General features: G+C 58.9%; 21 protein-coding genes, 1 pseudogene and 1 riboswitch. Of the genes and pseudogenes, 14 read left to right on the top strand and 8 right to left on the bottom strand.

Annotated features, from left to right (window positions below; translation table 11 throughout):
• Positions 1-38 precede the first annotated feature (38 nt).
• Positions 39-836, top strand: a complete 798-nt coding sequence (locus ACQ4MY_RS15595) for a hypothetical protein (protein ID WP_440095741.1) — start codon at positions 39-41, stop codon at positions 834-836.
• 5 nt (positions 837-841) lie between these two features.
• A complete protein-coding gene (locus ACQ4MY_RS15590; protein WP_440095739.1) occupies positions 842-1501 on the top strand; it encodes a hypothetical protein in 660 nt (219 codons plus the stop codon).
• Between the two features lie 78 nt (positions 1502-1579).
• On the opposite strand, the gene ACQ4MY_RS15585 is transcribed toward ACQ4MY_RS15590, so the two are convergent.
• Positions 1580-1816 (bottom strand): hypothetical protein, encoded by a 237-nt coding sequence (locus ACQ4MY_RS15585; RefSeq protein WP_008082962.1) that lies wholly within the window; start codon positions 1814-1816, stop codon positions 1580-1582.
• 158 nt (positions 1817-1974) lie between these two features.
• Between ACQ4MY_RS15585 and ACQ4MY_RS15580 the strand changes: the two genes are divergently transcribed.
• The 4 genes from ACQ4MY_RS15580 to ACQ4MY_RS15565 all read left to right on the top strand — a co-directional run bounded on the left by ACQ4MY_RS15580 (position 1975) and on the right by ACQ4MY_RS15565 (position 5684).
• Entirely contained in the window at positions 1975-2451 is a 477-nt protein-coding gene (locus ACQ4MY_RS15580) for a PaaI family thioesterase (protein WP_440095738.1), read from the top strand.
• Positions 2448-2900 carry a PaaI family thioesterase gene (locus ACQ4MY_RS15575; protein ID WP_105709280.1) on the top strand — a complete coding sequence of 151 codons (453 nt, stop codon included), beginning with the start codon at positions 2448-2450 and terminating at the stop codon, positions 2898-2900. Before ACQ4MY_RS15580 ends, ACQ4MY_RS15575 begins: the two co-directional genes overlap by 4 nt.
• Positions 2901-2982: 82 nt before the next feature.
• On the top strand, positions 2983-4887 hold the full coding sequence (gene htpG, locus ACQ4MY_RS15570; RefSeq protein ID WP_008082953.1) for a molecular chaperone HtpG: 1905 nt from the start codon (positions 2983-2985) through the stop codon (positions 4885-4887).
• 68 nt (positions 4888-4955) lie between these two features.
• A complete protein-coding gene (locus ACQ4MY_RS15565; RefSeq protein WP_440095736.1) occupies positions 4956-5684 on the top strand; it encodes a dienelactone hydrolase family protein in 729 nt (242 codons plus the stop codon).
• Between the two features lie 158 nt (positions 5685-5842).
• Here the strand turns inward: ACQ4MY_RS15565 and ACQ4MY_RS15560 are convergent, their stop codons facing one another.
• Both ACQ4MY_RS15560 and ACQ4MY_RS15555 read right to left on the bottom strand, forming a co-directional pair.
• Positions 5843-6706: a pirin family protein gene (locus tag ACQ4MY_RS15560; protein ID WP_440095735.1), complete on the bottom strand. Its 864-nt coding sequence runs from the start codon at positions 6704-6706 to the stop codon at positions 5843-5845.
• Between the two features lie 61 nt (positions 6707-6767).
• Positions 6768-7184: an OsmC family protein gene (locus tag ACQ4MY_RS15555; RefSeq protein ID WP_008082948.1), complete on the bottom strand. Its 417-nt coding sequence runs from the start codon at positions 7182-7184 to the stop codon at positions 6768-6770.
• Between the two features lie 128 nt (positions 7185-7312).
• Here ACQ4MY_RS15555 and ACQ4MY_RS15550 point away from each other — a divergent pair, with 128 nt between their 5' ends.
• The 3 genes and pseudogenes from ACQ4MY_RS15550 to ACQ4MY_RS15540 all read left to right on the top strand — a co-directional run bounded on the left by ACQ4MY_RS15550 (position 7313) and on the right by ACQ4MY_RS15540 (position 10124).
• Positions 7313-8368, top strand: a complete 1056-nt coding sequence (locus ACQ4MY_RS15550) for an amidohydrolase family protein (protein WP_440095734.1) — start codon at positions 7313-7315, stop codon at positions 8366-8368.
• 130 nt (positions 8369-8498) lie between these two features.
• Positions 8499-9269 (top strand): annotated as a pseudogene (locus ACQ4MY_RS15545) (MCP four helix bundle domain-containing protein); the annotation flags it as partial.
• A complete protein-coding gene (locus ACQ4MY_RS15540; protein WP_440095798.1) occupies positions 9261-10124 on the top strand; it encodes a methyl-accepting chemotaxis protein in 864 nt (287 codons plus the stop codon). The pseudogene ACQ4MY_RS15545 and the gene ACQ4MY_RS15540, both read left to right, overlap by 9 nt.
• 154 nt (positions 10125-10278) lie before the next feature.
• On the opposite strand, the gene ACQ4MY_RS15535 is transcribed toward ACQ4MY_RS15540, so the two are convergent.
• Genes ACQ4MY_RS15535 through purM form a run of 3 tightly spaced genes read right to left on the bottom strand, consistent with a single transcriptional unit; the run spans position 10279 to position 12709 of the window.
• Complete coding sequence (locus ACQ4MY_RS15535; protein WP_008082942.1) at positions 10279-10992, bottom strand: DUF3108 domain-containing protein; 714 nt, start codon at positions 10990-10992, stop codon at positions 10279-10281.
• An 8-nt stretch (positions 10993-11000) separates the two neighbouring features.
• Complete coding sequence (gene purN, locus ACQ4MY_RS15530) at positions 11001-11651, bottom strand: phosphoribosylglycinamide formyltransferase (RefSeq protein ID WP_158830688.1); 651 nt, start codon at positions 11649-11651, stop codon at positions 11001-11003.
• The gene (purM, locus tag ACQ4MY_RS15525; protein WP_008082936.1) at positions 11651-12709 is read right to left on the bottom strand and encodes a phosphoribosylformylglycinamidine cyclo-ligase; all 1059 of its coding nucleotides are present in this window, start codon (positions 12707-12709) and stop codon (positions 11651-11653) included. Before purM ends, purN begins: the two co-directional genes overlap by 1 nt.
• Positions 12710-13082: 373 nt before the next feature.
• Here purM and ACQ4MY_RS15520 point away from each other — a divergent pair, with 373 nt between their 5' ends.
• The 5 genes from ACQ4MY_RS15520 to ACQ4MY_RS15500 all read left to right on the top strand — a co-directional run bounded on the left by ACQ4MY_RS15520 (position 13083) and on the right by ACQ4MY_RS15500 (position 17771).
• The gene (locus tag ACQ4MY_RS15520) at positions 13083-14141 is read left to right on the top strand and encodes a DUF2066 domain-containing protein (RefSeq protein WP_440095732.1); all 1059 of its coding nucleotides are present in this window, start codon (positions 13083-13085) and stop codon (positions 14139-14141) included.
• A 34-nt stretch (positions 14142-14175) separates the two neighbouring features.
• Entirely contained in the window at positions 14176-15249 is a 1074-nt protein-coding gene (locus ACQ4MY_RS15515; protein ID WP_158830690.1) for an AI-2E family transporter, read from the top strand.
• A gap of 216 nt (positions 15250-15465) precedes the next feature.
• Positions 15466-16170, top strand: a complete 705-nt coding sequence (hda, locus tag ACQ4MY_RS15510; protein ID WP_008082931.1) for a DnaA regulatory inactivator Hda — start codon at positions 15466-15468, stop codon at positions 16168-16170.
• Between the two features lie 226 nt (positions 16171-16396).
• Positions 16397-17014: a C40 family peptidase gene (locus ACQ4MY_RS15505; protein WP_008082930.1), complete on the top strand. Its 618-nt coding sequence runs from the start codon at positions 16397-16399 to the stop codon at positions 17012-17014.
• A 220-nt stretch (positions 17015-17234) separates the two neighbouring features.
• Positions 17235-17771: a C40 family peptidase gene (locus ACQ4MY_RS15500; protein WP_008082929.1), complete on the top strand. Its 537-nt coding sequence runs from the start codon at positions 17235-17237 to the stop codon at positions 17769-17771.
• A 133-nt stretch (positions 17772-17904) separates the two neighbouring features.
• Here ACQ4MY_RS15500 and ACQ4MY_RS15495 read toward each other — a convergent pair whose 3' ends face one another.
• Together ACQ4MY_RS15495 and ACQ4MY_RS15490 are read right to left on the bottom strand one after the other, a co-directional pair.
• Positions 17905-19218, bottom strand: coding sequence for a PQQ-dependent sugar dehydrogenase (locus ACQ4MY_RS15495; RefSeq protein ID WP_440095731.1), 1314 nt, complete (start codon positions 19216-19218; stop codon positions 17905-17907).
• A 66-nt stretch (positions 19219-19284) separates the two neighbouring features.
• Positions 19285-19869, bottom strand: coding sequence for a hypothetical protein (locus tag ACQ4MY_RS15490; RefSeq protein ID WP_440095730.1), 585 nt, complete (start codon positions 19867-19869; stop codon positions 19285-19287).
• A gap of 163 nt (positions 19870-20032) precedes the next feature.
• A riboswitch (cobalamin riboswitch) is annotated at positions 20033-20262 on the top strand.
• The last annotated feature ends 2 nt before the right edge of the window (positions 20263-20264 follow it).

The following is a 20264-nucleotide window of genomic DNA, read 5'->3' as shown; positions in this document are numbered from 1 at the left end:
CACCCTTGCGCCGATTCGGCCGGTGGATAGGGGCGCTAATGCTGGGGACTGCGCTAGCGCAGGCCGCGCCATCCGCCCAGCCAGAGGTGCCCGAGGCAAAGCGCCTGGGCGATTTCCTCATTCGTCCGACGCAAAACAGTCTGTATGGTCCGGGGCCGCACTACACCATCGTGTTTCGCTCGCAGGAGTACTGGCCTTTCGGCGTGGACGTCGTCAAGGGTGTGCGGCCGATCAAGGCGCAACATGAAGGCCAGCCGATGCTTCTGGCGATCACTTCACGCGCCGACAGCGTCGGCACACTGCTGATCAGCGTGCAGAACGGCACGCCGCTGTCACGCCTGCTCAGCCCGCTCCAGGATGAAAAGTTTCCCGACTGGGGCGTGCCGCAACCCGGTCGTGAGGACCTGTTGCTGTTCGCCGAATCGGGCCTCGCGCTGGATACCCGAACCGGTGAGGTGCTGTGGTTCGACACCGCCGTCAAAGGCAGCGGTTACCGGGTTGTCGGGACGCTGATGTCGGTGTCTCCCGACAATAAAGTGGCCGCGTATCTGCGCTTCAAGGAAATACTGGTCGCCGGGCGCGAGGACGGCCTGGTAGCCGCTTATAAATTGCCGGCCGATGCCAATGTCGGTGAATTGGCCGACATCTTCAAAAGCGCTTACGCGCAAGCGGCCCAGGCGATCAAGGATGGCGTGCCCCACGTTAATAATCACCGGCAGGCTCGGGACATGCAGATTGCCTGGTTTGCACAGCGCTTCCATTGGCAAGCCAAAAACGACACGTGGGAACTGATTGGCCGCGGCCTCGGTCCCGCATTACCTCTTTCCGAGCGCTGAGCCTGATGAACAATTCACGGTCGGGTGACGGCCTCTTGCTGTTGATGGCAATGGCGGTATCGCTGGGAGGTTGCGTGAGTGACAATGGCGCAACCGACAGAGAGTTTCTCTCGGAGAATCTGGATGCGAGCAAGGCGCTGCTGACGTTTGACGTTGAGTTCGCGCTAGCCCCGGATTACCAGCCATCGCAGAATAAATTTCACGGCGATGAGCGCATCACTTACGGCGGTATCCCGCACATCGAAGTGCCTTATTTTCAGAAAGGCCTGGATGTCAAACAGGGTCTGACCGGGCTGCCCTATATCCTGCCCATTCCCTACCCGAAAGCCGGGATCGAGAATGGGCGTAGTGAGTTCAAGGTGTTCGGCCAGCGTCTGGATGAACAGCGCTATCGCTTTGTCGTGCCGACAAAATCAATGTGGAACAGTGGTCACACGTTCGCGCTGTTGTTTGAGCGTCGTAAGCGGCATGAAACGATCACGTTTCGCTTCGACGACAAGACGTCCTGCGCAACCTCTTTGAAAGTGACAACGCCGCAGTACGGTTATGCACTCGCTGTCAGTGCCAAGTTCAATAGTGGCGCGGGTTGTTTGAAGGTGTGTGATGGACGACCCGGTTATCCCGGTGATTGTGCCTTTCAGCCGCCGCCAACTAGTGGCGGGTAACGCTGATCTGACAATAAATCACAGGCAAAAGAAAACCCGCACTTGGCGGGTTTTCTTTTTTCTGCAGCAAAAAGCCGATTATTGCTTCTTGGCAGCTTCGTCTTGCGCGGCGGCGTTCGATTCAGCCTGAGCTTTGGCAGCTTCGGCGTTTTCTTTCGCAGCGTCGTTCACTTTATCCTGAGCTTTGTTCATGTCTTGCTGAGCTTGTTCAGCATGTTGGTTGGCATCTTGAGCTTTGTCCTCGGATTTTTTATCGCAGGCAGCGAGACCGAGGGAAGCGGTCAACATCAAGGCAATAGCTAAAGTCTTACGCATGGGGTGTTTCTCCTTATGGAAAATAACTACTGGCCTTAAGAGCTTGGCGCTGAGGGTTAAGTTCCTCATTTCTTTCAGATATATAAGTTTGTTTTTACCGGGAACTTTTGCTGTATTGCTCACTACTGGCAATTGGCTCTAACGAGAGTAATTATCAAATGTCCGAAAACCCCGTTTTTGAGCGCGCGACGCGATTTTTATCGGCACTTCGTCATTGCCAAGTGCTCGGCTTAGCGGTGCACAGTGCTTCTTCGCAAGGGCTGACGGTGATCTTGCCGTACAGTGAAAAAATCGTCGGCAACCCCCAGACGGGTGTCATTCACGGCGGCGCGATTACTTCATTGATGGACACCGCCTGCGGGATGTCGACCCTGTGCGTGTTGCCGGAGTTCGAAGTCTGTCCAACGCTCGATCTACGCATCGACTATATGCATGCCGCTGAACCGAACAAAGACGTCTATGGTTTCGCCCAATGCTATCGGGTGACTACTGATGTGATCTTCGCCCGTGGTTTCGCCTATCAGGACGATCCCGAACAGCCCATCGCCCATGTCGTCGGTACCTTCATGCGTATGGGTAAAGGCCTTAAAGGCACCAAAGGCTTCGGCGGCGCGATCAAGGGAGCAGGTCAATGAGCGATGACCTCAAGCAGCAACTGCAGCAGGCCCACCAGCAGGGTGACTACGCGCCGTTGTTGCAATTGATCCCTTACGCCGGTTTGATCGGCATCGAATGCTCGCGCGTCGGTGATGACTTGTTGTTCAAGCTGCCAGCGAACAAAGACAATATTGGTAACCCTTTATTGCCGGCCATTCATGGCGGAGTGATCGCCGGATTCATGGAACTGGCGGCGGCACTTCATTTGCTGATTTTTACCGAAACGCCGGGCGTGCCGAAGATTATCGATTTCTCCCTCGATTACCTGCGCGCCGGGCAGTTCCGCGATACCTGGGCCAGATGTCAGGTGTGCCGACAGGGACGGCGGGTGGCCAACGTCGCCATCACAGCCTGGCAAAGTACCGAAAGCGAACCGATTGCCACCGCGCGGGCGCACTTCAAAATCGATGAGCCCTTGAAATCCTGAACAGCGCCCCAAACTCACAAGACAACCCGCCGCCGACCATTTCGGGTCGCGGCCACTGCCATCTGATTGGAGTTTGATGACCATGAGTGTGGAAACTCAAAAGGAAACCCTGGGCTTCCAGACCGAGGTAAAGCAGCTGCTGCACCTCATGATCCATTCGCTGTATTCCAACAAGGAAATTTTCCTTCGCGAATTGATTTCGAACGCCTCTGACGCTGTCGACAAGCTGCGCTTCGAAGCCCTGGCCAAGCCAGAGTTGCTCGAAGGTGGCGCTGACCTGAAAATCCGTGTGAGCTTCGACAAAGACGCCAAGACCGTCACCCTCGAAGACAACGGTATCGGCATGAACCGTGACGATGTGATCACCCACTTGGGTACCATCGCCAAATCCGGCACTGCCGATTTCATGAAAAACCTCTCGGGCGATCAGAAGAAAGATTCGCATTTGATCGGCCAGTTCGGCGTGGGTTTCTACTCGGCGTTCATCGTGGCCGACCAGGTTGACGTATACAGCCGTCGCGCTGGCACTCCAGCCAGCGAAGGCGTGCACTGGTCGTCGAAAGGCGAGGGCGAGTTCGAAGTCGCCACCATCGACAAGCCAGAGCGCGGCACCCGTATCGTTCTGCACCTGAAAGCGGCTGAAGACGAATTCGCCGATGGCTGGCGTCTGCGCAACATCATCAAGAAGTACTCCGATCACATCGCATTGCCGATCGAGCTGCCGAAAGAGGTCGCACCTGCTGAAGGTGAAGAGGCGCCGGCCGCTGAATGGGAAACCGTCAACCGCGCCAGCGCTCTGTGGACTCGTCCGCGCACTGAAGTGAAGGACGAGGAATACCAGGAGTTCTACAAGCACATCGCCCACGACTTTGAAAACCCGCTGGCCTGGAGCCACAACAAAGTCGAAGGCAAGCTCGAGTACAGCTCGCTGCTGTACGTGCCGGCCCGCGCACCGTTCGACCTGTACCAGCGTGAAGCGCCGAAAGGCCTGAAGCTGTACGTGCAACGCGTGTTCGTCATGGATCAGGCCGAGTCCTTCCTGCCGCTGTACCTGCGCTTCATCAAAGGCGTGGTCGATTCCAACGACCTGTCGCTGAACGTGTCGCGTGAGATTCTGCAGAAAGACCCGATCATCGATTCGATGAAGACCGCGCTGACCAAGCGCGTGCTCGACATGCTGGAAAAACTGGCGAAAAACGAGCCTGAGCAATACAAAGGCTTCTGGAAGAACTTCGGTCAGGTCATGAAAGAAGGCCCGGCAGAAGACTTCGCCAACAAAGAGAAAATTGCCGGTCTGCTGCGTTTCGCATCGACCAATGGCGACGACGGCGAGCAGATCGTTGGTCTGGCCGACTACCTGGCCCGCGCCAAGGAAGGTCAGGACAAGATCTACTACCTCACCGGCGAAACCTACGCGCAGGTCAAGAACAGCCCGCACCTGGAAGTCTTCCGCAAGAAAGGCATCGAAGTGCTGCTGCTGACCGACCGCATCGACGAGTGGCTGATGAGCTACCTCAGCGAGTTCGACGGCAAGACCTTTGTCGACGTGGCACGCGGTGACCTCGATCTGGGCAACCTGGACTCGGAAGAGGACAAGAAAGCTGCAGAAGAAGTCGCCAAGTCCAAAGAAGGTCTGGTTGAGCGTCTGAAAACCGCGCTGGGCGATTCCGTGGCGGAAGTTCGCGTATCCCATCGTCTGACCGATTCGCCGGCCATTCTGGCCATCGGCGAGCAGGACCTGGGTCTGCAAATGCGTCAGATCCTCGAAGCCAGCGGGCAGAAGGTGCCGGATTCGAAGCCGATCTTCGAATTCAACCCAAGCCACCCGCTGATCGAGAAACTCGACGGCGAGCAGAGCGAAGAGCGTTTTGGCGACCTGTCGCACATCCTCTTCGATCAGGCAGCCCTGGCTGCCGGCGACAGCTTGAAGGATCCGGCCGCTTATGTGCGCCGCCTGAACAAGCTGCTGGTTGAACTGTCGGTTTAACCAAGTTGCAGAAAAACCCGCTTCGGCGGGTTTTTTCATTCTGGTGTTTAACAAATCAGGAGTCAGAAATGAGCCAAGTCACTGTACGTTCCGTGGTCTATCAGATCGACGGCCAGCCTTATGAAGGTCGTTTGGCGTTCGACGCCGAGCACAAGGGCGCGCTTCCGGGTTTGTTGATGGCGCCGAACTGGATGGGCGTCAGCGCCGGTGCCGAAGAGATCGCCAAATCGGTGGCGGCCAAGGGCTACGTGGTGTTGATCGCAGACGTTTACGGTCAGGCCGTACGTCCACAGAATGCTGATCAGGCTGGCGCGGCGATGATGCCGTTGAAGGACGACCGTGCGTTGCTGCGCAAGCGTATGCAGGCGGCGTTCGAGCAGTTGCAGAAGCAGGGCGAGGCGGCGGTGGACACGTCGAAACTCGCGGTGTTCGGGTTCTGCTTCGGCGGTTGCTGTGCACTGGATCTGGCGCGCACCGGTGCGCCGGTGAAGGCGGCGGTGTCGTTCCATGGCACGCTGGATTCGCCGAACCCGGTTGACGCGCAGAACATCAAGGGCGCGGTGCTGGTGTTGCACGGTGCTTCTGATCCATTGGTGCCGAAAGAGCAATTGCCGGCGTTTGAAGACGAGATGAACGCGGCGAAAGTCGATTGGCAACTGCTGAGCTACGGCGGTGCAGTGCACTCGTTTACCGATCCGCATGCCAATGTGCCCGGCAAGATGATGTACGACGCGAAGACCGCGAAGCGCGCCTTCAAGTCGATGCATGATTTGCTGGATGAAGTGTTCAAGGGCTGATTCAGTTGTCAGGCACTGACTTGGTCAGTGTCTGACAGGGCCCCATCGCTGGCAAGCCAGCTCCCACAGGTTTCGAGTCGTTTGCAAAATTTGTGTTAGACGAAAAAACTTGTGGGAGCTGGCTTGCCAGCGATGACTGACTCACAGGCGACACAGCACTACGGTAATTCAATCCGTTCGACTTCCCCCGGCACCGTCGGCCAATCGCCGGCCGCCCATTTACGCCGCGCTTCATCGATCGCCGCCGGATCGCTCGCGACAAAATTCCAGTTGATTCGCCGAGGCCCGTCCAGCGGTGCGCCGCCAAACACCACCGCGTGTACATCGCTCTCGGCAAACAGGCTCATCTCTTCCCCAGCCGGCAACACCACCAACGCATGTGGCTCAATCGCTTGGCCATTCAATTGCGCATCCCCACTCAACACATACACCGCCCGCTCTTCGTGCTCGGTCGGGATCAGCAGGGTGGTCGCCGTTTGCATCTGCACTTCGGCATACAGCGTAGGAGAAAGCACCGGCACCGGTGATTCCAGGCAAAAGCCTGACCCGGCAATCATGCGGATCTGTACGCCAAGGTTATCGCTGACCGGCAAGGTCGCCGCCGGGTGATGGCTGTAATGCCCCGGGCCTTGCTCGTGATCCTTGGGCGAGGCCAGCCAGATCTGCAAGCCGTGCATCGTGAAGCTCTGCTCCCACAACGGCTCCGGCGTGCGCTCGACGTGAGCAATCGCACTGCCTGCGGTCATCCAACTGACATCGCCAGCACTGACCACCTGGTCGGAGCCGAGGCTGTCCTTGTGCTGGAGCTGGCCTTCAAACAGATACGTAAGCGTCGACAGACCGATGTGCGGGTGTTGTCGGATGTTCATGCCTTTGCCCGTCGGATAAACCGTCTCGAGCATGTGATCAAAAAACACGAAAGGCCCGACGCTGCGGCATTTGGCTGACGGCAACGGGCGCAGAATCGGCTGGCCTTCGACGTCTTCGGCGCGCGGGCGGATGATCAGGGGTTGCGTGTCCATGGTGCATTCCAGGCTGAGCGGGTGATGCCAGAAGCATAACCCGCCGCTGGCATGAGGAGGATTACTGGCTGTCGAAGCCTTGCGGGGCGTGGGTTTCGATCGTCACTTCGCTGGTGGTCATCAGTTTGTGGATCGGGCAACGGTCGGCGACACGCAGCAGTTCCTCGCGCTGGGCGTCGGTGAGCACGCCTTTGAGGGTGAGGGTGACGTGCAGGACGTATTTGCCTTTCTGCTCCTCACTGTTGTCGCGTTTGACGTCGACCCCGACGCCGGTCAGCGGGATGTCTTTCTTCTTCGCGTACATCTTCAGGGTCAGCGCCTTGCAGGCACCGAGGGCGGCGTCGAAGTAATCGTGCGGCTCAGGCGCCGAGCCTTCGCCGCCGGCGGATTTCGGCACATCGGCAAATAATTCATGGTCATCGATCTGGACGGTGTGACGAAAACCTTCGGCAGAGACGGTATTGACGGTAACAGTCATGGGAACCTCACAGGCAGTAGGAAAAGTCGTTCGATCAAACAAGACCTTGCAGTTATAGAGCATTCCCACCGGCGCGCGTTCCACTTTCCTGCAGGATGAACCCTTGTTGTCAGGGCGCGGTCTAGGCTATGCCTACTTCCCGGAGATTACTTGTGTCCCTGTATCGTTTGAGTCTTGCCTGCTTTCTGCTGCTTGCCGGCAACGCCAGTGCCCGCGAATACACCTACAGCGACGCGCACCTGCATTACGTGGATTTTTTCCAGGAAAGCGCGGGCATGGCGAAACTGCTGACGGCCATGCAGGACGGTTCTGTCGAACATGTGATGATTTCCGGTATTCCGGTGGCGAAGAAGTGGCACGAAGACGAACCCAAACGTCCGCGTTATTACGCCGGCGATGATGCTGATGCCTATTGGTACAGCGCGACTGACGTGATCGTTGCCGATGCGGTGCAGAAACTGCCAGCCGAGAAACGTCCCTACTTTCATCCGTTTCTGTCGGGCTTCAATCCCAATGACAAGAACTCCGCCGCGCACATTCAGCGCATGCTCGAGATGTATCCGGGCGTGTGGCAGGGCATCGGTGAGGTGTTTACCCGGCATGACGACCTCACGGCGCTGACCGCCGGCGACACGCCGCGCGCCAATAACGAGGCCATGACCAGGATCTATCATCTGGCCGCGGAGAACGATCTGCCGGTGATGCTGCATTCCAATATCACCTCCAAGCGTGAGAAAAATCCGCTGTACTTGAAGGAAGTCGAGGAGCCGCTGCGCAATCACCCGCACACGCGGTTTATCTGGGCGCACGCGGGCACCAGTGCAGAAATCCATCGGCATCAGACGCAGCTGCCGTTCCTGCTGCCGACCCTGACGCGCATGCTCGAGGCGTACCCCAATCTGTTTATTGATTTGTCGTGGAGCATGCTCACGCCGTACCTGCTGGACGAGCAGGGCAAACCGCGCCCGGAATGGCTGGCGTTGGTCGAGAAGTACCCAGAGCGCTTCATGCTTGGCTCGGACGTCGTAGGGCGTTTCAACAAGCTCGGTCAGGAAATGCACAGCTTCGAACCGTTCCTCGATGCGCTGCCAGAAGGCGTTGCGCGCAAAGTCGCGCGGGACAACTTCCTGGCGATCTTGCCGCGAACGGTGCTCATGTCCGGCAAAACCCCGCTGAATCGTTAATGCCGACCGTTTGAAGGATCAAGGCCTTTTGATATCGCCTTTTCGTCTTACGCAATTTTTCGCCGGGCCGATACCTTCTTAAGCAACCAGCTGCAGGGTTGATGCAGCGCTTTTGGAAGGAACCAGAGCAATGAGTATCCGTAGTCTCAATATTGCCCCGCGCGCCGGCCTCGGTTTTGGCCTGTTGGCGCTGATGGTCTTTGCCCTCGGGGCGTTCGCGTTATTGCAAATGTCGAACATGCGCGCGCAGTCCGATGAGGTCGACAACAACTGGCTACCGAGCGTGATGGCGGTGGGCGAGATGAGCCAGGACATGCTGCGCCTGCGTGCGCTGACCATGCGCCTGCTGCTCAATCGCGATCCGCAGGCGCTTGAGCAGAATGTCACCAAGCTCAACGAGCTGCGTGGCGTACTCAGCGAAGCCCAGCAGCGTTATGACGTGCTGATCGTATTGCCCGAGGAGCGCAAGCTGTTCGACCGCTTCAAGGTCGCCGAGCACCAATATCTGGAGCTTCAGGCGCAGGTCATGCAGTTGTCTGCGCAGAATCGAGTGGAGGAGGCGGCGACCATCCTTAATGGTCAGATGAGTCCCTTGGCCGATGAAATCGCCGTCATCCTGCGCGAGCTGGTTGAGATGAACAAGCACAACGCCAATCTTGCCACTGAAGCGGCACGGCTGGTGTTCATCAATTCACGGGTGTGGGTCGGGGTAATGATCGGCGTCACCGCGCTGATCACCATCGGCCTGGCGCTGCTGCTGACCCGCAGCATTGTGCTGCCGCTGGCGCAATCGTTGGGCGTCGCCGAAGTGGTCGCCGGTGGCGATCTGACGGGCGATATCAATATCAGCGGCAAGGACGAGCCCGCGCGCCTGTTACAGGCGCTGAAGAGCATGCAGCACAACCTGCGCGACACGATTCGGCAAATCTCCGAGTCGTCCAGTCAATTGGCCTCAGCCTCTGAAGAATTGAGCTGCGTCACGGAAGACGCCACGCGGGGGTTGCATCAGCAGAGTCTGGAAATCGAACAGGCGGCCACGGCGGTCAATCAGATGACAGCCGCGGTGGAAGAGGTGGCCAGCAATGCGGTGGCCACCTCTGAAGCCTCGCGTGAATCCGATCGCATCGCCCAGCATGGCCGCGAACAGGTGCATCAAACGGTGTTGTCCATCGAATCGCTGGCCGATGATGTGACGGCCAATGCGAACCAGGTGGAGGATCTGGCACAGAAGGTCTACAGCATCAGCAAAGTCCTGGAGGTGATTCGTTCGATTGCCGAGCAGACCAATCTTCTGGCGCTGAATGCTGCGATTGAGGCGGCGCGGGCCGGTGACGCGGGGCGAGGCTTTGCGGTGGTGGCGGATGAGGTGCGGGCGTTGGCCCATCGCACGCAGCAATCGACTCAAGAGATTGAGCAGATGATCGGCGGGATTCAGCAAGGCACCGATTCGGCGGTCAGTTCGATGCAGCAAAGCAATGTGCGGGCGCGCTCGACATTGGAACTGGCCAAAGCGGCAGGCGTGGCGCTGGAGGAGATTGCTTCGGCGTTTACCCTGATCAACGAGCGCAACCTGGTAATCGCCAGCGCTTCGGAGGAGCAGGCGGCGGTGGCGCGGGAGGTGGACCGCAACCTGATGAATATCCGTGATCTGGCGATGCAGACGTCGGCGGGGGCCAATCAGACCAGTGCGGCGAGTCAGGAGTTGTCGCGGCTGGCGGTAGACCTGAACAGCATGGTCGCCAAATTCTCCGTCTGAAATTACCCCTGTAGGAGCTGTCGAGTGAAACGAGGCTGCGATCTTTTGCTGTTGATTTTTTAAGATCAGAATCAAAAGATCGCAGCGTGCCGCAGCTCCTGCAGGGGCACAAAAAAGCCCCGCATTTCGCGGGGCTCTTTGTTCTTGCGATGGATCAGCTGCCTTTAACGGTTTTGCCGTTGACCGTGCCGTCCTGGAGCATGATGTTGTACTCCTTGCCGTCGGTTTCAACCTGTTGCAGGCGAACCAGCAGGTAATCCCAATCCTTGGCGAACCAGAGGACGGTGATGCGCTTGCTTTGTGTCGGGTCGCGTACGCGCTCGACCTTGATCGCGTCGATCTGGCCAGCTTTGGTCTCGACCTTTTCCGAACCCAGCACGCGGAAGTCATAGGTATCGACTTCGCCGTCATCGACCACTTGATAGCTCATGGTCTTTTTGCCGGCAGCCACGTCATGTTGCAGTGCCAGTTGGTAGGTGGACTTGTCGACCATGCCACGGTTCAGCGGGATTTTCACCGCGTCGCCACGGTCGGTGCCGGTGACCATCTTGCTGTTCCAGTCGAAATCCAGATCAGCCTTTTTGGCTTTGCCCAGGCCGCCACGTTCGAAGTGGTAGGACTGCGGCAGCAAGGTGTCCTTGTCCAGAGTCAGGGTGCTTTCTTCACTCAGGCTGGCGATCATCATCGAGGCCTTGAAGCTGAGTTTCCAGACGCCGTTGGCTTCCTTGGTCAGGCTGCGTTCAGCGGTGCCGCTCATGGGCAACTGCTTCCAGTCGGCGGTGTAGCTGGCGGAGAACGGTTGAAGTTCTGCAGCCTGCGCGAAAGGCAGGGTGAGCAGAGCGCAAGCGAAGAGCAGGGCGCGACGCATAATATCTCCTAGTGTCGAATCAAGTGGCCGCTGGCCGCGAGTAACTGGCCATCCAGTAAAGCACCGTGTTCACCGAGTGTCAGTCTGCCTTCGGCAAACCAGCGTACCGCCATCGGATAGATCAGGTGTTCCTGAACGTGAACTCGCTGCGCGAGACTGTGCGGCGTGTCGTGCAACTCTACCGGTAATACTGCCTGTACGACCAGTGGTCCGCCATCGAGTTCCTCGGTGACGAAGTGGACGGAGCAGCCGTGCTCGGTGTCGCCGGCCTCCAGCGCGCGCTGATGAGTGTGTAACCCTTTGTATTTGGGCAGCAGCGACGGGTGAATGTTGAGCAGGCGACCCTGGTAGTGGCGAACGAAGTCAGCGCTGAGAATGCGCATGAAGCCGGCCAGTACCACGAGTTTCGGATTGAATTCGTCGATCAGTTCGATCAGAGCAGCATCGAAGGCCTCGCGACCTTCGAATGCCTTGTGATCCAGCGAGCGGGTGGCAATACCCGCATCACTGGCGCGCTGCAGGCCGTAGGCGTCGGCGCGGTTGGAAATCACCGCAGCGATGCGAACCGGGCTGTCGCCGGTCCGCGTGCTGTCGATCAAGGCCTGCAAGTTACTGCCGGTGCCGGACAACAGCACCACGACATCACAGGTTGCGGACATTAATGAGCCTTAAGGTTCTGCAGATCAACCTGAGCTGCGCCTTCGGCGGCAGCAGCGATCTGACCGATCACCCAAGGCTGCTCGCCAGCGTCACGCAGGGTGTTCAGGGCGACTTCAACGTGTTCCTGGGCCACGCAGATGACCATGCCGACGCCGCAGTTCAGCACGCGGTGCATCTCGGTTTCGTCAACGTTGCCTTTTTCCTGCAGCCAGTCGAACACGGCCGGGCGAGTCCAGCTAGCCACGTCAACCACGGCTTGAGCGCCTTTTGGCAGCACGCGCGGGATGTTGTCGAGCAGGCCGCCACCGGTGATGTGGGCCATGGCTTTGACGGCGCCGGTGTCTTTGATCAGCTTGAGCAGCGGCTTCACGTAGATGCGGGTCGGGGCCATCAGCAGGTCGGTAAGCGGTTTGCCGTCGAGCTGGATGTTTTCGATGTCGGCACCGGAGACTTCGATGATCTTGCGGATCAGCGAGTAACCGTTCGAGTGCGGGCCGGACGATGGCAGGGCGATCAGTGCGTCACCGGTGGCGACTTTCGAGCCGTCGATGATTTCAGCTTTTTCCACGACGCCGACGCAGAAGCCGGCCAGGTCGTAGTCTTCGCCTTCGTACATGCCTGGCATTTCAGCGGTTTCGCCGCCGACCAGCGAGCAACCCGACAGTTCGCAGCCAGCGCCGATACCGGTAACCACTTGGGTCGCGGTCTCGACATTGAGTTTGCCGGTGGCGTAGTAGTCGAGGAAGAACAGTGGCTCAGCACCGCAAACGACCAGGTCGTTGACGCACATGGCGACCAGGTCGATGCCGATGCTGTCGTGCTTGTTCAGGTTCAGCGCCAGACGCAGCTTGGTGCCAACGCCGTCGGTGCCGGAAACCAGCACTGGCTGCTTGTAGCCGGCCGGGATTTCGCAGAGGGCGCCGAAACCGCCCAGGCCGCCCATGACTTCCGGGCGCGCAGTGCGCTTGGCGACGCTCTTGATGCGTTCGACCAATGCTTCACCGGCGTCGATGTCTACACCGGCGTCCTTGTAGCTCAGGGAGGGTTGCTTGCTCATGATCCAGGCCTTTAGGGGAGGGGATTCAGGGGTAACGACCGAGTTCAGCGGGAACATCGAAATCGAGGGGGCGAGTGCCTCACGCGAGTTTCGAGGTGCCCGGCTGTTGCCGGTCTGCGAAGGCGCGCGATTTTATCAGGCTTGAGGGGCAGCGGCCATCCTCGCACCGACGGGCAGGGCCATATCCGCAGAAATTTTTTGCAATTGAGGCGTATGACTGCCTGTATAAGGTGTGGCGATTAACCGTCTATCGTTATCACTGTGCAAAAACTTATCGCCGCCGTGTGAATGTTTTGCAACGGCCGAGGGTCACAGCCTTGCTTAACCGGTTCATGCGGCCTGTTCCAGCCGCTCCTGTCGACGGGAATTCTCCATGCGTTTTTGTAAATTATTGTTTGTCGGTTGTTTGTCATTGATCAGCCTGGCGAGTCACGCCGAAAACCTCAAAGGCCTTTATCAGGTGCGCGAGCCGGTCAATGGCCAGGCGCCGCAAGAGCGTGATCGCGCTACGCAAGCGGCGCTCGACACGCTGGTGCTGCGCCTGACCGGCGATCCGAAGGCCCCGCAGAACCCGGGGCTGGCGGCGATTCGCAAGGATCCGCAGCAAATCATCAGTCAGTTCGGTTTTGATGCCGGGCCGCCGGAGGTGCTGAAGGTCGATTTCGATCCGGCGACCACCGAGCAGGCGCTGCGTCGCGCCGGCTTGTCGTTGTGGGGCGCCAGTCGGCCGTCGATTCTGAGTTGGTGGCTGAACGATTCGGCTGAGGGTTCAAGCCTGGTCGGTGACGGCCAGGCCGCTGCTGCACCGTTGCGTACAGCCGCGCAACATCGCGGTTTGCCGCTGCGTTTGCCGCTGGCGGACCTCAGTGAACAACTGATCGCCACTGCGCCAGCGCTGGAAGGCACCGACGCGGCACCGTTGCGCGGCGCCTCCGAGCGTTACAACGCCGATGCCTTGCTGGCGGTGCATGCGCGCGAAGAAGGCGGGCAGTGGCAAGCCAAATGGCACTTGTGGCTGGGCGATCAAAAAGAAGCCGGCAGCGTCCAGGGCGCCGATCAGGCTGCCGTGGCCGACGCGGTGATGCTCGCGGTGGCTGAGCGCCTGGCACCACGTTTTGTTGCCAAGCCTGGTGCTTCGGGGCAGCAGACCCTGGAAGTGCAGGGCATGAATCTTGAGCATTACGCAACGCTGTTGCGGTTACTCGAACCGTTTGGCGTGCGTCTGCAAAGTGTTGACGGCGATCGTATCGTTTATCAGGTCAATGGCAGCGCCGATCAAATGCGCGCGCAATTGTCGCTGGCAAAGTTGCAGGAACTGCCTGCCGAAGCCCCGGTTCCTGTAGCAGCGCCTCAGCCGGCGGTGGCAGGTGCCGCGCCGGTCGCGGTGCCTGCCCCGACACCGGCGGCGCCGTCGTTGCGGTTTCGCTGGTAAGTCTTTCCTTATATAGAAGCAACAGGAGTGGTACATGGCCGATACGCGGCGTTGGTTCTGGCTCGGTGGGGTAGTCCTGCTTTGCGCGTTTGTATGGTTGCTGCACCCGATCCTCACGCCGTTCCTGGTGGCGCTGTTGCTGGCGTATCTGTTCGATCCGCTGGTGGATCGCCTGGAGCGGCTCGGTCTGTCGCGAACCTGGGGCGTGATCTCGGTATTTGCCTTGTTCACCCTGATTGTCACGGCGCTGTTGCTGGTGCTGGTGCCGATGCTCGCCAAGCAGCTAGTGCGTTTGTACGAGCTGGCGCCGCAGATGCTCGACTGGCTGCAGCACACCGCACTGCCGTGGGCGCAGGCGAAGCTGGGGCTGTCGGACGGCTTCTGGAAATTCGACAAGGTCAAGGCTGCCATCAGCGAGCACATGGGGCAGACCACCGACATCGTCAGTGTGGTGCTGAGCCAGGCGACGGCGTCGAGCCTTGCACTGATTGGCTGGTTGGCCAATCTGGTGCTGATCCCGGTGGTGAGTTTCTACTTGCTGCGCGACTGGGACGTGATGATGGCGAAGATCCGCAGCCTGTTGCCGCGTGATCGTGAAGAGCGCGTGGTTGCACTGGCGGGTGAGTGTCATGAAGTGCTGGGCGCATTCGTGCGCGGACAGTTGCTGGTGATGCTGGCGCTGGGCGTGATTTATGCGGCGGGCTTGATGATCGTCGGTCTGGAACTGGGGCTGTTGATCGGTTTGATCGCAGGTCTCGCGGCGATCGTGCCGTACATGGGCTTCGTCATTGGCATTGGCGCGGCGCTGATTGCCGGGCTGTTCCAGTTCGGTGGTGATTTGTATCCGATGATCGGGATTGTCGCGGTGTTCATGGTCGGTCAGGCGCTGGAAGGCATGGTGCTGACGCCGTTGCTGGTCGGTGACCGCATCGGTCTGCACCCGGTCGCGGTGATTTTCGCGATTCTGGCGGGTGGCGAACTGTTCGGGTTCACCGGGGTGCTGCTGGCGCTGCCGGTAGCGGCGGTGATCATGGTGCTGGTGCGCCATGTCCACGACTTGTACAAGGATTCCGAAATTTATAGTGGTGTCGACGAACCGGAGTTGTAATACCGGCGGGCGGCCCGGTGGAAGCCGGGTTGGCCCGTGTCTTGCGGGCAATGCTGGCAAGACACCGTCAGAGAATCTGTCATAAAACCAGCGTGTTAACGCAAACCTTTGATTTTGCTTGGACTCTGTCGCATTGTGCGCTCAGCTTCACGGGTATAAACTTCGCAAACTTTACACAGAGGCCACTAACGGTTCCTTGAGAACTGTTCAGTCAGCATGAAACCGATTCAGCTGCCCCTAGGTGTGCGTCTGCGTGACGACGCCACCTTCATCAACTACTACCCAGGCGCCAATGCCGCTGCACTCGGCTATGTCGAGCGCCTATGCGAAGCCGACGCCGGGTGGACAGAAAGCCTGATCTATCTGTGGGGCAAGCACGGCGTAGGGCGTACGCATCTGTTGCAGGCGGCTTGCCTGCGTTTTGAGCAGATGGGTGAGCCGGCAGTCTATCTGCCGTTGGCGGAGTTGATGGATCGCGGTGTTGAAATCCTCGACAACCTTGAACAGTACGAACTGGTTTGCCTGGATGATCTGCAGGTGATCGCCGGCAAGGCTGATTGGGAAGAGGCGATGTTTCATCTGTTCAACCGCTTGCGTGACAGCGGTCGCCGCCTGCTCATCGCGGCCTCCACCTCGCCGCGTGAACTGCCGGTCAAACTGGCCGACTTGAAGTCGCGGCTGACCATGGCGCTGATTTTCCAGATGCGCCCACTCTCCGACGAAGACAAATTGCGTGCCTTGCAATTGCGCGCATCGCGTCGCGGTTTGCACCTGACCGATGAAGTCGGGCATTTCATTTTGACCCGTGGCACGCGCAGCATGAGTGCGCTGTTTGACCTGCTCGAGCAACTTGATCAGGCCTCTTTGCAGGCGCAACGCAAGCTGACCATCCCCTTCCTCAAAGAAACCCTCGGCTGGTAGTCATCCCTTTTATTCCGGGGCTCTCAGCGGCGTTCGGCATATTTCAGGCGCCAGAAAATCCGCTTTCCTGCACGGTGTGCAGACCGCGTATCGACTCAAATGGGCTTAAGCGCTTAGATGTAAACGAGAAACCGAGAAGTCACAAAAAGATCGATTGAATTTGCAAATGAGGCTGATAGCGGGCATAGTCTCGGCTTCTTTACAACTATCAACCACGGTCGTGCCCATGCTAAAGCGCTTCGCACCCCTCGTGCCTCTCGCATTTGTCACCCTGTTGTTCGGTTGCGCTGCTCATTCTCCAGTTCAAGAGCAGCCTCAACAGGTTAAAAATTCTGCCACGGCCCAGTCTTCCGTTATTTACCAGGAAGAGCTGGACACCGAAAAAGAACTCAACGAATTCAACGGCAAGAAGCCTTATCAGCTTCCTGTTCTGGCTGACAGCATCCTCGAACGCGGCATGTCCCTGATCGGTACCCGTTACCGTTTCGGCGGTACCTCCGAAGCCGGTTTCGATTGCAGCGGTTTCATCGGTTACCTGTTCCGCGAAGAAGCCGGCATGAACCTGCCACGCTCCACTCGCGAAATGATCAACGTGGATGCGCCGCTGGTCTCGCGCAGCAACCTTGAGCCGGGCGATCTGCTGTTCTTCGCCACCAACGGTCGTCGCGGTCGTGTCAGTCACGCCGGGATCTACCTGGGTGACAACCAGTTCATCCATTCCAGCAGTCGTCGCAGCGGCGGTGTTCGCATCGACAGCCTGGGTGACAGCTACTGGAACAAGACCTTCATCGAAGCCAAGCGCGCACTCGCGATGGCCCCGACCGTGGTCACGGCTCGCAAGTAATTCCCACGTTGTCGCTGCGTTCGCAGCGGCAAAATGGCTTCCGGCAACGGAGTAGACCTAGACTTTACAAGGTGAAGTTAAAGTCTTACTTGAAGTTTGCCGCGTAGCCGCTAGAATCCTGTATCTATATTGATGGCAAACCGCCTGCGTGCTCCGCAGGCGGTTTTGTTTTCTGTCCATCCGGCAGAGAAAGCCGCAGCCAGATCAGGATGTTCTGCTTATGACGATGTCGGCCCGCCTCACATTGATGCTCTGTGCAGCGCTGCTCAGCGCCTGCGCCAGTCGCACACCGCCGCCTGCGCCGGTAGTTCGCGCGCCGGTCGTGTTCGGCCCCTCTCAATCATTCTCGCCGGCTGCTGAAGACGTGCTGTTTCGCGCGCTTGGCCTGGTTGGTACGCCTTATCGTTGGGGCGGCAACACGCCGGATTCGGGTTTTGATTGCAGTGGTTTGATCGGTTTTGTTTACCGCGACGCAGCCGGTATCTCCCTGCCGCGTTCGACACGTGAGCTGATCGTGATGCAAGCACCGAATGTCGGCAAGGAAGGCTTGCAGACCGGCGACCTGATCTTCTTCGCCACCAATGGCGGCTCGCAGGTCAGTCATGCGGGGATTTACGTTGGTGAGGGGCGCTTCGTGCATGCACCGGCAACGGGCGGCACGGTGAAGTTGGACAGCCTGTCGAAGGCGTATTGGCAGAAGGCCTATCTGAGCGCCAAGCGCGTATTGCAACCTGAGCATCTGGCGCACAACCCATAATCCAACTGCACACAATCCCCTGTAGGAGTGAGCCTGCTCGCGATGGCGTTCATTCAGTCAAAAATGATGTCGACTGATACGACGCTATCGCGAGCAGGCTCACTCCTACATTTGTTTTGGGGCAGGCGCTAAATTATTTGGCAGAAGTTACTCGCCACACCTTGTTGCCAACATCATCCGCCACCAACAAGCCACCTTGCTGGTCGATCACCACACCCACCGGGCGCCCCAGCGCGTTTTCGTCCTTGTCGAGGAACCCGGTCAGCACATCCACCGGTTTGCCGCTCGGCTTGCCGCCGGTAAACGGCACAAAAATCACCTTGTAGCCACTGTGCGGTTTACGGTTCCACGAGCCGTGCTGGCCGATGAACGCGCCTTCCTTGAACTGCGCTGGCAAGGTGTTGCCTTCGGCGAAGCTCAGGCCGAGCGATGCGGTGTGCGGGCCGACCGCGTAATCCGGGGCGATGGCCTTGGCCACCAGATCCAGATTCTGTGGCGACACTCGAACGTCGACGTGCTGCCCGTAATAACTGAACGGCCAGCCATAGAAACCGCCGTCCTTCACTGAAGTGATGTAATCCGGCACCAGGTCGCTGCCGATCTCGTCACGCTCGTTGACCGCTGTCCACAGTGCGCCGCTGGTAGGCTCCCAAGCCAGGCCGTTGGGGTTGCGAATGCCCGAAGCGAAAATCCGGTGATTGCCGGTCGCCCGATCGACTTCCCAGATCGCCGCGCGGCCTTCTTCTTTATCCAGGCCGTTCTCACCGACGTTACTGTTTGAGCCGACCGTGACGTACAGCTTATTGCCGTCCTTACTGGCGATGACGTTTTTGGTCCAGTGATGATTCAGCGTGCCGCCGGGCAGATCGGTCACTTTGATTGGCTGCGACTTGATCTCGGTCGCGCCGGGTTCGTAGTGAAAGCGCAACAGGCGATCGGTATCAGCGACATACAAATCATTGCCGACCAGGGTCATGCCAAAGGGCGAATTGAGGTTCTGCAAAAACACCGTGCGCGTCTCGGCCACACCATCGTGGTCGGCGTCGCGCAGCAGGGTGATGCGGTTCGGGCTCGGCACGCCGGCCCCAGCCTTGCCCATGACTTTCTTCATGACCCAGCCACGAACGCCGCTGCTGTCGTCGGGTTTCGGCGGGGCATTGGTTTCCGCCACCAGCACATCACCGTTGGGCAGCACGTAGAGCCAGCGCGGATGATCGAGGCCTTCGGCAAATGCGCCGACTTGAGTGCCGGCCGCCGCCGTCGGCTTGCCGCCCTCCGGCCAGCCGATCGCCGGGGCGATGTTCACCGTCGGGATCAGGGTCTTGTTCGGTTCGGGCAATTTCGGCGACGGGCCGGTGCCGTCGGTGACTTGCAGGCTGGAGGATTCACCGCAGGCGGCGAGCCCTCCGGCGAGGGCGATGACGAAAACGAGATGGGGCTTGCGCATTGCTGATCTTCCCTATGAATGCATTCTTAATCATAGAGGAGGGGGCAAGCCCGATGGTTCAACTGCTCAGCCGCGGGCTTCCTTGAACAGCACGGCAATGCCGGGATGATAATTGCCGGCTTCGCTGCGCAATTTGCGATAGGCGTAGGGGAAATACCAGGCGACCGCGCAGGTGTGTTCCTTTTGCAGGTCGTCGACCATGTCTTGCAGCTCTTCGGGGCTGGCGCTGTGCTGGGCTTTTTGCGGGGCGACAAACAGGCAGCCGAGCTTGAGGTCGCTGGCAAAGCTGATGCGTTTGGCATCGTTGGTAATATCGAGCAGGGCTTGGGTCAGGTTGAGGTTGGTGACCCGTGGCCAGCGCTGCGTGGCCTGAATGTAAGCGCGATCTTCGGCGCTGGCAACGAACAGGTCGGCGCGGGCATTGCGCTCACCTTCTTCATTCTGTTTGCGCGTGGGCGTGTCGTTCAGGGTGACCAGTTCGGCCATCCACGCCGCTGCCGTGAGCAGGCCGAGATTGGCTTTTTCGTCATGCCAGTACGGTGTATCGCTGTCGCCGCGTACGGCGTTAAAGCGGTCGATACAGTCAAACCAGCGTTCAAGCAGCGGGCGCAGGAATTCCAGGCGCGGGTTGCTGATGATCATGCCTTGCATCGTCATCATCCTTATTCTTGTGATGGGCTTTTTCGGGAAAAGCATGGCTCTTTGATATCATTTGTATCAGTGTGGCACAAGATTGGCGCCAGATAATTGATCGACGGCAGTTATTCGCCCGATGGCCGCCTCTTTAATTGACGCTCCACCCCCAACCCTCTAACCTTCGCGGCTTGTTTCAGGTGCTCTGTGACCCACGTCGACAGAGTGAAACAGGGAAGCCGGTGAGGGTTGTCTTCAGTTGAAGAACAATCACGATCCCGGCGCTGCCCCCGCAACGGTAAATGAGTAAAAGCTGCGCCTTGAGCCACTGCCTCGACAGAAGCGGGAAGGCGCGCAGCCAGGCCAACGCCGCTCATGAGCCCGGAGACCGGCCTGATCCATCCAGCGGCATC

Origin of the sequence: Pseudomonas sp. SM4, from assembly GCF_051913165.1 — a bacterium.
Lineage (GTDB): Bacteria > Pseudomonadota > Gammaproteobacteria > Pseudomonadales > Pseudomonadaceae > Aquipseudomonas.
The sequence above is the reverse complement of the archived record's forward strand: the minus strand, read 5'-3'. Positions and strand labels throughout refer to the sequence as shown.